Here is a 12,690-nt window from a genome sequence, read left to right as displayed (position 1 = left end):
CCGAACCCCTTGCATTTCGCGCCTTTCCAGCGTAGTGGCCCCGGCTTCAAGTGGAACCGGGCGAATCGCGTTCATCGCGCATGCCTGTCGTCCGCTTATCCCCGACCGGATATCCGGACGGGGCGCAGGGTTTCCGAAGTGCTGCGATCGGGAAACCTTGCCGATAAAAACGGTTAAGCAGGCCGGACCTTTGGGAGCGTCATATCGATGCTCGGGACCGACCTGCCTCTGGCGCGCGGCGAAAAGAAAAGGACTAGAGGACATGAACCTCATCCAGACGATCGAAGCCGAAGAAATCGCCAAAGCGGCGAAGACCATTCCGACCTTCCGTCCCGGCGACACGCTGAAAGTCGGCGTGAAGGTGGTCGAAGGCGAACGCACCCGCGTCCAGAATTTCGAAGGCGTGTGCATCGCACGCTCGAACAAGGGCATGGGCTCCAACTTCACCGTGCGCAAAATGTCGTTCGGCGAAGGTGTCGAGCGCGTGTTCCCGCTCTATTCGCCCAACATCGACTCGATTACCGTCGTCCGTAAGGGCGCTGTCCGTCGTGCGAAGCTTTACTATCTGCGTGGACGCACTGGTAAATCGGCACGTATTGCGGAGCGCCGCGAATACCGGTCGGAAGCCGGCGAAGGCTAAGGGGAGCTTCTCCACACCAAAGCCGAAACAGCTTTCAAAAACGACCGGTTCCGCCAACAGGCAGAGCCGGTCGTTTTCATTTGGGCAAAGCGAATTTGATGCAGCAGTCCGTCCTCCCGTTCCAGCCGACGCGGCGCGCCTTCCTTGGCGCGGTGCTTGCGTTCGGCGTGTCGGGGGAGGCGATGGCGCTCACCAGCGCGCAGCGCCTTGTGATCGCGGCGCGGCGGCAGGTCGGCGTGACGCTGACGTACGATCCGGCCTATACCGTGCTGCGCTTTCCGAACGGCGACGTCGACCGCGCCAAGGGCGTGTGCACCGACGTCGTGATCCGCGCCTTTCGCGATGCGCTAGGCGCCGACCTTCAGGCCCTTGTAAACGCCGACATGCGCGCCAATTTTACTGCCTATCCCAAAAATTGGGGGCTCGGCCGCCCCGACCGCAACATCGACCATCGCCGCGTACCCAATCTCGCGACCTATTGGCGCAGACAGGGCGCGGCGCTGCCCGTCACCGACGACCCGGCCGACTGGCGGCCGGGCGACATCTTCACCCAGATGGTCGGCGGCCGGCTGCCGCACACGGGCATCGTATCCGACCGCAAGGATACGACCGGCGTGCCGCTGGTGCTCCACAATATCGGCGGTGGCACGCGCGAGGAGGATGCCTTGTTCAAGCATCGGCTCACCGGCCATTTTCGCTGGAAAGTCTGAGTTTAAGTTACGTTTTCAACCGAGTTCTTGCCTTGAGGAGTGAGTAAATGGGTTATCGTATCGTAGTCGCCGGAGCCACGGGCAATGTCGGGCGCGAAGTGCTCGCCATTCTCGCCGAGCGCGAATTTCCGTACGACGAACTGGCGGCGGTCGCATCGTCGCGCAGCCAGGGCGACGAGATCGAAATCGGCGATACCGGTAAGACCGTTAAGTGCCAGAATATCGAGAATTTCGACTGGTCGGGCTGGGACATGGCGATTTTCGCGATCGGCAGCGATGCAACCGCGATCCATGCGCCCAAGGCCGCCGCCGCCGGCTGCGTCGTGATCGACAACAGCTCGCTCTATCGCATGGACCCCGACGTGCCGCTGATCGTGCCCGAAGTGAACCCCGATGCGATCGACGGCTATACCAAGCGCAACATCATCGCGAACCCCAACTGCTCGACCGCGCAGATGGTCGTCGCACTGAAGCCGCTCCACGATGCCGCGAAGATCAAGCGCGTCGTCGTCTCGACCTATCAATCGGTGTCGGGCGCGGGCAAGTCGGGCATGGATGAGCTGTGGAACCAGACGCGCCAGATCTTCGTCGGCGACGAGAAGGATGTGCAGAAATTCACCAAGCAGATCGCCTTCAACGTCATCCCGCACATCGACAAGTTCCTCGACGACGGTTCGACCAAGGAAGAGTGGAAGATGGTCGTCGAGACCAAGAAGATCCTCGATCCCAAGATCAAGGTCACGGCGACCTGCGTCCGCGTCCCCGTCTTCGTCGGCCATTCGGAAGCGATCAACATCGAGATGGAAGACGAGCTGTCGGCCGAGGATGCGCAGCGCATCCTGCGCGAAGCGCCCGGCGTGGTGCTCCACGACAAGCGTGAGGATGGCGGCTACATCACCCCCGTCGAATGCGTCGGCGATTTCGCGACCTTCGTGTCGCGCGTCCGTGAAGACCCGACGGTCGAAAACGGCCTCAACCTCTGGTGCGTCAGCGACAACCTGCGCAAGGGTGCGGCGCTGAACGCGGTGCAGATCGCCGAACTGCTCGGCCGCCGGCACCTCAAGAAGGGTTGAAACTAATCCTCCCTGTCGCGAAGCGATGGGGAGGGGGACCGCTCGCGAAGCGAGTGGTGGAGGGGCTGTGACGGCAACGTCAAGAGCCCCTCCGTCAGCCTCTTCGAGGCTGCCACCTCCCCATGCCTGCGGCACAGGGAGGATCCCTTGGCGCTGGCGTGTCATTCAAGCTATGCCTCTGAAATGACCAGCCCCTATGCCTTCACCCGTGCCCTCTGCCGCGCTCCTGCCCGATCCGCTGTGAAGGGCATCCGCGCCGATGGCGGCCCCGATCCTGATTTCTACGGCCTCGTCGCCGAGCATGAGGCCTATGTCGCGACGCTGCGCACCCTCGGCCTCGCGGTCGAGGTCCTCGAACCCCTCGACGATTTCCCCGACGCGCTGTTCACCGAAGATGTCGCGCTGACCTTTCCGGCGGGTGCCATCCTGCTTCGCCCCGGTGCGCCAACGCGCGCGGGCGAGGTCGAACATATCCGCGCTCCGCTCGCCGCGCATCATCCGCGTCTCCTCGAAATGACGGGCCCCGGCTACGCCGACGGCGGCGACATATTGCGCCTCGCCGACCGCGTGATCATCGGCCTTTCGGCACGCACCGACCGCGTCGGCGCCGAGGAACTCGCCGCGCTGCTCGGCACGCTCGGCTACCCTGCCGAGATCGCCGAAACGCCGCCGGGCGTGCTGCACTTCAAGACCGGCTGCGGGCTGATCGACGACCGCACGATCCTCGCCGTCCCCGCGCTCGCCGATTGTCCGCAGTTCGCCGGGCTGGAGGTCGTGACGACCCCGCCGGGCGAGGAGCCTTCGGCGAACATCCTGCGCATTCGCGACACCGTCCTCGTCGGCGACCGCTGGCCCGCGACGCACGCGCTGCTCGCCGCGCTGGGCATCGAAATCCGTCCGCTACCCACCGACCAGATCGCGCATATCGACGCGGGACTTAGCTGCATGTCGCTGCGCTGGTGACGCATCGAAAATGTCTGTCCTACAATGTCTTGCTGCATTAGGTCATCGATATGATACCCGCCCCGACCTTCCACCCGATACATGCATTTGCGAGTGAAGTTAGGCAGTTTTCCGTCACTTCTGACTCGACGGATTTCGGTCGATGACGGGTGGAGCGGCGCAATCCAAAACTCAAAAACGCCTTCTGGGCCTGCTCCTCGCGCTCCTCCTCCTCGCGCAGATCGACCAGCCCTATCCCGAGGTCGCGTTGCTCCAGCACATCCCGACGATGCTGTTGATTGTGGCGGGGCCGCTGCTGCTCCGCCGCTGGCCGCTGTCGACCGCCTCGGTCGCGTGCATCGTGGCCTTCATGGCGCTCCACACGCTTGGCGGACGATACGCCTATAGCAATGTCCCCTATGACGACTGGGCGCGCGCGCTGACTGGAACGAGCCTCTCCGACGCCTTTGGCTGGACGCGCAATCATTATGACCGCCTCGTCCATTTCGCCTTTGGCGCGCTGTCGGTCGTTCCGGTCGCCGAGATTGCGCGGCGGTGGGGTGGGCTTTCGCGGTACGGCGCGACGTTAACCGTGCTTGCTTGGGTATTGGCGATATCCTGCCTTTACGAAATCTTCGAATGGCTGCTCACCATCGTCGCGGCGGGCGAAACCGCCGACCGCTATAACGGGCAGCAAGGCGATATCTGGGACGCGCAAAAGGATATGGCGCTTGCGACCCTCGGTGCGATACTGGTGCTCGCGATACCGCACCGCGACAGGAGATAGGCATGCGCAAGTTCATAACCCTCGCAATGATCGGCCTGCTCGCTGCGTGCAAACCCGCCGCCGACAAGGCCCCGGCCGATGCCGATCCGGTCGCGCCGCCGGTGCCCGAGGCAAAGAACGACGGCCCGAACGCTGCGACCATGGCGGTCAGCCTCGACGGCGAGGGGCTGCGCTTCGTCGACAAGGCCAGCGGCAAGACCAGCCTGCTCGCCTTCGGCGTCCCGCGCGCGCAGGCGGAGACCGCGCTCGCCAATGTCGCGGGCAAGGAGGACGACCGCAGCACCAACGAGGAATGCGGCGCGGGCCCGATGGAATTCACGCGCTACGATGCGATGACGCTCAATTTCCAGGACGGCAAGTTCGCCGGCTGGTTCCTCGGCAACGAACCCGGCGCCGCAACCTATTCGACGATGAGCGGCATCGGCATCGGCACGACGCGCGCCAAGGCGGCGGAGTCGGTGTCGATCGTCGACCTCGAGGACAGCACGCTGGGCGAGGAATTCAGCATCGGCACCGGTGACAATGTCATCGGCGGCATGTTCGCGGCGCCCGGCGATGCGGCAAAGGTCGACGCGCTGTTCGCCGGCACCAACTGCTTCTTCCGCTGACATGGCGACCGAAATCACCGGCGGCTGCCGCTGCGGCCAACTGCGTTACAGCTTCGAGCAGGACGGGCCGCTGCTCAACTATTGCTGCCACTGCCTCGACTGCCAGAAATCGACCGCGAGCGCCTTCGCCGATCAACTGATCGTGTCGACCGACGCGCTCACGCTGACCGGACGGCGCGTGACCTATTCGACCGAGCGCCCGTCGGGCGGGACGACGACGAACCAGCACTGCCCCGACTGTTTCAGCCGCGTTTGCAATGCGAACACCGTCTATCCCGCGATGACGATCGTGCGCGCCGGCACGCTCGACGATCCGTCGGACCTCGAACCCTTCGCGCATATGTGGACCAGCCGGAAACGCGGCTGGATCGCAATCGACCCGGCGGTGCCGACCTTCGAGGAAACCCCCGACCCCGGGGAATTCATGCGGCTTGCGATGGAGCGCCGCGCGGGCTGAACGGCTGGAGGCGACTGGAAGCCACGCTCTTCCATATCGTCACCCCGGACTTGATCCGGGGTCCCGCTTTTTGACGCACTCACTGGCTTCGGCCTCAAGCGGGATCCCGGGTCAAGCCCGGGATGACGGAAGTGGGGGACGGGATGTCCGCTCCCCACCCCAAAGCCGACACCCCACTAATGCCCCATATCCGCCGCCGACGCCCTCGGCCCGCCTGGCTTCGGCGGGCGTAGCAGCAGGACCAGCGGCACCGACGCCAGCGTCACCCACATCATCAGCCAGAAATCGTCGATATAGGCGACCATCGCCGCTTGCCGATTTATCTCGGCGTTGACCATCGCCATCGCCGCGTCGCCCGCGATGCCGAACCGGTCGGCGGTCGACGGATCGAGCAGGGCGACCGAGCTGTTGGTGACATGCGCCGCCAGATCCTCGTGGCTCCGCTGGATATTCGCGCCGAGCAGGGTGGTGACGATCGAGATGCCGACCGACGCCCCGATGCTGCGAAACAGGTTGAGCAGGCTCGACCCGTCGGTGCGATATTGCGGCTGGATCGTCGCGAACGCCATGGTGTTGAGCGGGATGAAGATCAGCCCCATGCCGAGCCCCTGTACCAGCCCGCTGATGATCACCGGCCGCATCCCCATTTCAAGCGACCAATGGCTCATCTGCCACAGCGAATAGGCCGCGATCAGCAGGCCGGTGCCGACCATCCAGCGCGCGTCGATCTTTCCAAGCAATTGTCCCGCGACCCACATGCTGGCGAGAATGCCGATCCCGCGCAGCGCGAGCACCACGCCCGTGTCGATCACCGGCCAGCCGAAGAGATTCTGCAGCATCGGCGGCAGCAATGCCATCGACGCAAACATCACGACGCCGATCACGATCATGAACCCCATTGCAGTGACGAGGTTGCGGTCGGCGAGCATCAGGCGGCTGAACAAGGGAGCGCGCGCGGTGAACATATGGACGATGAACATCCACAGGCACGAAATGGCGACGCCCAGCTCGATCCAGATTTCGATGCTGTCGAACCAGTCGAGATGCGCGCCGCGATCGAGCATAAGCTGCAATGCAGCAAGACCCAGCGCCAACATCGAGAAGCCGAACAGGTCGAACCGCCGCGTGATGCTTTTGGTCTTGGGCAGTAGCGCCCACATCATTGCGAGCGTGAGCAGCCCAACGGGCAGGTTGACGTAAAAGACCCAGCGCCAGTTGACGCTTTCAGTCAGCCAGCCGCCCAATATCGGTCCCAGGATCGGCCCGATCATGATCCCCATGCCCCAGATGGACATCGCGCGCGCGTGGCGTTCGGGCGGGTTGATGTCGAGCATCACCGACTGCGACAGCGGCCCGATAAAGGCGGCGCTGACCCCTTGCAGGAAGCGGAAAGCGACCATTTGTTCGAGCGTCTGCGCCGCGCCGCACGCCATCGATGCGACGATGAAGCCTGCGACTGCCGCCATGAACAATTCGCGCCGTCCGATGCGGTCGGCGAGCCATCCGGTGATCGGCATCGCGACGGCCGAGGCGAGGATATAGCTCGTCAATACCCACGTCACCGTCTCGCTCGTCGCGCCGAGCGCCGATTGCATATGCGGGATGGCGACGTTGGCGATCGTCGTGTCGAGGATCTGCATGATCGACGCGCCCATGACGGCGACCGTCAGCAGCCCGCGATAACGCACGCGCTCGTGCAGCGGGATCGAATCGTCGTCGGGAAGCGCCGCGGCGGCGGAGCGGCGGGGGAGGGCGTTGCTCGCCATGCTTTACCCTAAAAAATGTCGTCATTCCCGCGAAAGCGGGAACCCAGCGAGCAAATGTCGCAATTGGGTTCCCGCTTTTGCAGGAATGACGAAGGGAGGGGGAGAGGGAGCATCCCGCTTACTTCGTAAACACCCGCACGTCGGCCGACAGCCCGGCGATCATGTCGCGCGCGGGCTTTTCGTCGAAGGCGATGCGGACGGGCACCCGCTGCGTCACCTTGACCCAGTTGCCGGTCGCATTCTGCGCGGGCAGGACCGAAAATTCGCTGCCCGTGCCTGCGCCGATCGTCAGCACATGACCGCGCACCTTTACGCCGGGATAGGCGTCGAAGCTGATTTCGGCGCGCTGGCCGACGCGCATGTCGGCGAGATCGGTTTCCTTGAAATTGGCCTCGACCCACGGATGCGTGGTGTCGACGAGCGTCACCGCGGGAAGCCCCGCGACCATCATTTGGCCGACCTGCAACCGGTCCGACTGCGCGATACGGCCGGCGCTCGGTGCGCGAACGGTGGTGCGGCCGAGGTTCACCTGCGCCTGCGATCGCTGGACGCGCGCCGCCTCGACCTGCGGGTTGATCCCGCTCGACGGGCCGGTGGCGAGCTTGGTCCGTGCTTCGGTGGCGGCGGCCTCGGCTTGGCGGACGCTCTCGCGCGCTTGGCTGAGCGCGTGGCGCGAAGCATCATAGGCGGCCTTGGTCGTGAAGCCCTTTTCCATCAGCGCTGCCTGGCGGTCGAAGGTCACCTGTGCGAATTTGACGTCCTCGCGCGCCGCGGCGATGTCGACGTTCGATGTGTTCGCGCTCGCCGAAAGATTGCCGACCTCGACCTCGGCGGCGTCGATCGCCGCAGTCGCTTGCGCGACGGTCAGTGCATATGGCTCGCCGTCGATGCGGAACAGAAGCTGGCCTGCGGCGACTTGCTGGCCGTCGCGCACCGCGACCTCGGTAATCCGCCCCCCCACTTCGGCGGCGACCGAGACCTTGTCCATCTGGACATAGGCATTGTCGGTCGACACCGACCCGCCGCTCGTCAGCCACCAGCCGGCGCCGCCCGCGATCAGCGCCAGGGGCAGGCCGAACATCAGGATGCGCGTGCGCCAGCTTGCCTTCGGCGCGGCCTCGGTTTCGAGTGCCGGGCTCGGCAAAGGATCGGCCTTCGGCGCCGCTTTGGGCGGGGCAGCGTTTTCGGCTTTTGGGCGGGATGGGGAGAGCTGGTCCATCAGGCGGTCTCTTTTTCTTTTTGGCAGATGCGGCGGGATAAATTGGCGCGGACACGCTCGACGAGGCTGGTGAGCTGCTCGACTTCGGCGGCGCTCAATCCTTCGATCGCCTCGGCGGTCAGCGCGTCTGCAATGGGGCGCATCCCGCTCAGAAGCTCGCCCGCGCGCGGCGTCAGGTACAACTGCCAGGCACGGCGATCGGCGGGGTCGGCGCGGCGTTCGACCAATTCGGCCTCGACCAGCCGGTCGACCATGCGCGACAGCGTGATCGGTTCGACCTCGATCAGTTCGGCGAGCGGACCCTGGCGAATCCCTTCATGGCGCTTGAGATAGGTGATCAGCCGCCATTGCAGCGCAGTGATCCCGCTGTCCTTCGTGCGCGCGTTGAACGAACGCCGGAACAGGCGTGCGCTGTCGTTCAAAAGGAATCCGATCGTCTCACTCATGTCATACGACATAATAGCAATTGCTACTAAATTCAATGCACGCTGCGCGGCACTTTCGCTAACTTCCGCATCGGACCAATCGCCCGCCCTCTCCCCCTTGCCGCCCGCAAATCCATGCGGCAGGATGACGTCATGACATTGACCGCCGACCTCTTTTGGTCCTTTCGTTCGCCGTACAGCTACCTCGCTATCGGCCGATATCGCGCCCTTGCGGCGAGCCATGACGTGACGATCAATCTGCGCCCCGTCTATCCGCTCGCGATCCGTCAGCCCGACTTCTTCGAACGCAACCATCCCAACTGGCTGAGCTATACGGTGCGCGACATGATCCGCGTTGCGCAGTTTCATGGCATTCCTTTTGGCCCGCCGCGCCCCGACCCGATCGTGCAGGATATGACGACCCGCGCGATCGCGGCCGAGCAGCCCTATATTTATCGCCTGACGCGGCTGGGGCAGGCGGCGTCGCGGCGCGGCAAGAGCCTTGCCTTTGCGCATGAGGCTGCGCAGCTCATCTGGGGCGGGGCGCAGGATTGGCATCTCGGCGACCATCTGGCGGGGGCGGCGAAGCGCGCCGGTCTCGACCTCGCCGAACTTGACGCCGAAGCCGTGAGCGACGCCGAGTTACTCGACAACGAGATTGCGGCGAATCAAGTCGCGCTCGAAATCGCTGGCCATTGGGGCGTGCCGACATTGGTGTTCGATGGCGAACCCTTCTTCGGCCAGGACCGCATTGAAATGGCGAAGTGGCGGATGGAGCAAAAGGGGCTGCGCCCGCGCTGATCGGCGCTTGCCGAACGGGGCGTGAAGGGCGCATAGCGCGGCGCATGACGAACGAACCGCAATATTTCGACGCGCGCGACGGCGTGCAACTGGCGTGGCGCGAAATGGGGGAAGGGCGGCCGCTCTTCTTGCTTCACGGCTTGTTCTCGAATGCCGAGGTCAACTGGATCAAGTTCGGCACTGCGGCGCGCGTCGCTGCCGAGGGGTACCGCGTGATCATGCCTGACCTGCGCATTCACGGGTCGAGCGATGCGCCGCACGAGGAAGAACATTACCCGCCCGACGTGCTGGTCCATGACCTGCAGGATCTGGTTGCGCATCTTGGCCTCGGCGATTTCGATCTCGGCGGTTTTTCGCTCGGCGCGCGGACCAGCGCGCGCGCGGTGGTCGCGGGGATGCGACCAGGGCGGCTGATCCTTGGCGGCATGGGGCTGGCGGGGCTGGCCGGCTGGCAGCGGCGCGGGCGCTTCTTCAAACGCGTGATCGCCGAATATGAAACCGCGAAGCGCGGCGACGACACTTGGCTGTCGATCCAGTTCATGAAGACGATGAAGGTCGACCGCATCGCGGCGGGGCACCTGCTCGACAGCTTTACCGACACGACCCCCGAAATGCTGGCGGCGTTGACGATGCCGACGCTCGTCGTGTGCGGCGAGCAGGATCAGGATAATGGTTCGGCCGAGGAACTGGTCGCAGCGCTGCCCGAGGCGCGGCTGGCGACGATTCCGGGGACGCATATGTCGAGCGTGACGCAGCCCGAGCTGGGCGAAGCTATCGCGGCCTTTCTCGCGGCTTGACCGGACTCGCGGCAAGCGCCTAGCTGTTCCGATGCGCCGTAGAGCGCTGCGATAACATTCCAGAGGACGCACCCCATGAAAGCCATGATTTCAACGCTGTCGCTTGCCCTGTCGCTCGCGGTGGCGACCCCCGCTTTTGCCCAGACTGCGCCGACGGCCGCCGATGCCGAGGCCTTTATCGCGTCGGTCGAAAAGGACCTGTTCGACTATACGGTCGAGGCGAGCCAGGTGAACTGGGTCAACAGCACCTACCTGACCGAAGATACCGATGCGATGGCGTCGCGGATCAACGCGGTGGGCACCGAAAAATCGGTCAAATATGCTCTCGAGGCCGCCAAATATAAGGACGTCGCGGGGCTCAGCGCCGACACGAAGCGCAAGCTCGACATATTGCGCACCGGCATCGTGCTGCCCGCGCCGACGACGCCGGGCGCCGCGACCGAGCTCAACACGATCGCGACCGACCTGCAGTCGCAGTATGGCAAGGGCCGCGGCACGCTGAACGGCAAGGAAATCTCGGGATCGGATATCGAGGCCGAGATGGGCAATCTGCAGAATACGCCCGCGCAATTCGCCGAAATGTGGACGAGCTGGCACGACAAGGTCGGCGCGCCGATGAAGGACGATTACGCCAAGATGGTCGGCATCGCGAACGCCGGCGCCAAGGAATTGGGTTTCGCCGACACCGGCGCGATGTGGCGTTCGGGTTACGACATGCCGCCCGAAGAGTTCGCGAAGGTCACCGAGCAGATCTGGAGTGACATGAAGCCGCTTTACGTGGCGCTCCACACCTATGTCCGCTGGAAACTGAACGAGAAATATGGCGACGCGGTACAGCCCAAGACGGGCCCGATCCGCGCCGACCTGCTCGGCAATATGTGGGCGCAGGAATGGGGCAATATCTACCCGCTCGTCGCGCCCGCGGGGACGGGCGACCTCGGTTATGATATCGGCGACCTGCTCACCGCACAGGGCAAGGGTCCGCTGGACATGGTCAAGGCGGGCGAGAATTTCTACTCGTCGCTCGGCATGGCGCCATTGCCCGAAACTTTCTGGAAGCGCAGCCAGTTCCTGAAACCCGCGGATCGCGAAGTCGTGTGCCACGCCTCGGCATGGGACGTCGATAACAAGGACGATATCCGCATCAAGATGTGCATCAAGGTGAATGCCGACGACTTCATCACGATCCATCACGAACTCGGGCACAATTATTATCAGCGTGCGTACAACAAGCAGCCGTTCCTCTATCTCAACGGCGCGAACGACGGCTTCCATGAGGCGATCGGCGATTTCGTCGCGCTGTCGATTACTCCGCAATATCTGGTCGACATCGGCCTGCTCGACAAGGCGAAGGTGCCGAGCGCCGACAAGGACGTCGGCTTGCTGCTGCGTCAGGCGATGGACAAGGTCGCGTTCCTGCCCTTCGGCCTGCTCGTCGACCGCTGGCGCTGGGGCGTTTTCGACGGTTCGATCCAGCCCGCCGACTACAACAAGAAGTGGACCGAGCTGCGCACCCAATATCAGGGCATCGTCCCGCCGGGTGAGCGGCCTGCGAATGCGTTCGATGCGGGTGCTAAATTCCATATCCCGGGCAACACGCCCTACACGCGCTATTTCCTCGCACGCGTGCTGCAGTTCCAATTCTATCAGGCGGCGTGCAAGCAGGCCGGGTGGAAGGGGCCGCTCCACCGCTGTTCCTTCTATGGCAACAAGGATGTCGGCGCGAAGCTGAATGCGATGCTCGAAATGGGTGCGTCGAAGCCCTGGCCCGATGCGCTGCAGGCGTTCACCGGCAGCCGGGAGATGTCGGGCAAGGCGATGGCCGACTATTTCGCGCCGTTGAAGAAATGGCTCGACGCCCAGAACAAGGGCAAGCCGCAAGGCTGGTGAGCCGCCCTTGGGCAGACAGCAGAAGGGCCGGGGAGTGATCTCCGGCCCTTTGTTTTTGGACGGCTGTTGAGAATGCCCGCATTGGGGTGGTGAGCTGACGTTGCCCTCTTTGGACATCGCCCGGCTAGATATTACAAAGTTCAGTAAAGTTCAGCCCTATGAGCGCCCCGATTTGCAAGTCGCGGAGTGCTGGATGTGCGCGGCACGTCCGATCATAGTCGCACCCGCAAGCAGGCAGCGACCGCTTTTTGTTCACTGAATGAAAGAGCCAGATGAGGGCTGGCACAGCCGGATAATGTAGGAAAGACCTAATTTGAAGGCGATGTTTGTTTTGGGGTGGGGAGCGGACATCCCGTCCCCCACTCCCGTCATCCCGGGCTTGACCCGGGATCCCGCTTTTTTTGCGCGCCCAATGGCTTCGACCTCAAGCGGGACCCCGGATCAAGTCCGGGGTGACGAAAAGGATTGGTCGGCAACCGGTCGCTTTGAGCTCCGCCCTTTCTCCGTTCGTGTCGAGCGAAGTCGAGACATCCATCGACGAAACGCCCAGCCCGATGGGCATCTCGACTGCGCTC

The 12,690-nt window shown here is 63.9% G+C and carries 13 protein-coding genes; 10 read left to right on the top strand and 3 right to left on the bottom strand.

Going from position 1 to position 12,690, the window contains the following annotated elements; all coding sequences use genetic code 11:
• The first annotated feature begins 262 nt into the window (after positions 1 to 262).
• The 7 genes from rplS (at position 263) to SC1_RS16390 (ending at position 5,217) form a co-directional block, all read left to right on the top strand.
• On the top strand, positions 263 to 640 hold the full coding sequence (gene rplS, locus SC1_RS16420) for a 50S ribosomal protein L19 (RefSeq protein WP_062185076.1): 378 nt from the start codon (positions 263 to 265) through the stop codon (positions 638 to 640).
• A gap of 98 nt (positions 641 to 738) precedes the next feature.
• A complete protein-coding gene (locus SC1_RS16415; protein WP_083435964.1) occupies positions 739 to 1,350 on the top strand; it encodes a DUF1287 domain-containing protein in 612 nt (203 codons plus the stop codon).
• 47 nt (positions 1,351 to 1,397) lie between these two features.
• Positions 1,398 to 2,423 (top strand): aspartate-semialdehyde dehydrogenase, encoded by a 1,026-nt coding sequence (locus tag SC1_RS16410; protein WP_062185073.1) that lies wholly within the window; start codon positions 1,398 to 1,400, stop codon positions 2,421 to 2,423.
• Between the two features lie 183 nt (positions 2,424 to 2,606).
• Complete coding sequence (locus tag SC1_RS16405; RefSeq protein ID WP_062185070.1) at positions 2,607 to 3,386, top strand: dimethylarginine dimethylaminohydrolase family protein; 780 nt, start codon at positions 2,607 to 2,609, stop codon at positions 3,384 to 3,386.
• Positions 3,387 to 3,528: 142 nt separating this feature from the next.
• Positions 3,529 to 4,152, top strand: coding sequence for a DUF2238 domain-containing protein (locus SC1_RS16400; RefSeq protein ID WP_062185068.1), 624 nt, complete (start codon positions 3,529 to 3,531; stop codon positions 4,150 to 4,152).
• A gap of 2 nt (positions 4,153 to 4,154) precedes the next feature.
• On the top strand, positions 4,155 to 4,760 hold the full coding sequence (locus SC1_RS16395) for a hypothetical protein (protein ID WP_062185065.1): 606 nt from the start codon (positions 4,155 to 4,157) through the stop codon (positions 4,758 to 4,760).
• Between the two features lies 1 nt (position 4,761).
• Complete coding sequence (locus SC1_RS16390; RefSeq protein WP_062185062.1) at positions 4,762 to 5,217, top strand: GFA family protein; 456 nt, start codon at positions 4,762 to 4,764, stop codon at positions 5,215 to 5,217.
• Positions 5,218 to 5,393: 176 nt separating this feature from the next.
• Here the strand turns inward: SC1_RS16390 and SC1_RS16385 are convergent, their stop codons facing one another.
• From SC1_RS16385 to SC1_RS16375, 3 genes are all read right to left on the bottom strand, one after another.
• Positions 5,394 to 6,983 carry an MDR family MFS transporter gene (locus SC1_RS16385; protein ID WP_062185059.1) on the bottom strand — a complete coding sequence of 530 codons (1,590 nt, stop codon included), beginning with the start codon at positions 6,981 to 6,983 and terminating at the stop codon, positions 5,394 to 5,396.
• A gap of 118 nt (positions 6,984 to 7,101) precedes the next feature.
• A complete protein-coding gene (locus tag SC1_RS16380; protein WP_083435962.1) occupies positions 7,102 to 8,202 on the bottom strand; it encodes an HlyD family secretion protein in 1,101 nt (366 codons plus the stop codon).
• The gene (locus tag SC1_RS16375) at positions 8,202 to 8,648 is read right to left on the bottom strand and encodes a MarR family winged helix-turn-helix transcriptional regulator (RefSeq protein WP_062185055.1); all 447 of its coding nucleotides are present in this window, start codon (positions 8,646 to 8,648) and stop codon (positions 8,202 to 8,204) included. The genes SC1_RS16380 and SC1_RS16375 overlap by 1 nt, the downstream gene beginning before the upstream one ends.
• A gap of 132 nt (positions 8,649 to 8,780) precedes the next feature.
• Between SC1_RS16375 and SC1_RS16370 the strand changes: the two genes are divergently transcribed.
• The 3 genes from SC1_RS16370 to SC1_RS16360 all read left to right on the top strand — a co-directional run bounded on the left by SC1_RS16370 (position 8,781) and on the right by SC1_RS16360 (position 12,115).
• The gene (locus SC1_RS16370) at positions 8,781 to 9,428 is read left to right on the top strand and encodes a 2-hydroxychromene-2-carboxylate isomerase (RefSeq protein WP_062186872.1); all 648 of its coding nucleotides are present in this window, start codon (positions 8,781 to 8,783) and stop codon (positions 9,426 to 9,428) included.
• A 44-nt stretch (positions 9,429 to 9,472) separates the two neighbouring features.
• Positions 9,473 to 10,225: an alpha/beta fold hydrolase gene (locus SC1_RS16365; protein WP_062185052.1), complete on the top strand. Its 753-nt coding sequence runs from the start codon at positions 9,473 to 9,475 to the stop codon at positions 10,223 to 10,225.
• 75 nt (positions 10,226 to 10,300) lie between these two features.
• A complete protein-coding gene (locus SC1_RS16360) occupies positions 10,301 to 12,115 on the top strand; it encodes a M2 family metallopeptidase (protein WP_062185049.1) in 1,815 nt (604 codons plus the stop codon).
• The last annotated feature ends 575 nt before the right edge of the window (positions 12,116 to 12,690 follow it).

The organism is Sphingopyxis sp. C-1, from assembly GCF_001047015.1.
Classification (GTDB): domain Bacteria; phylum Pseudomonadota; class Alphaproteobacteria; order Sphingomonadales; family Sphingomonadaceae; genus Sphingopyxis.
The sequence above is the reverse complement of the archived record's forward strand: the minus strand, read 5'-3'. Positions and strand labels throughout refer to the sequence as shown.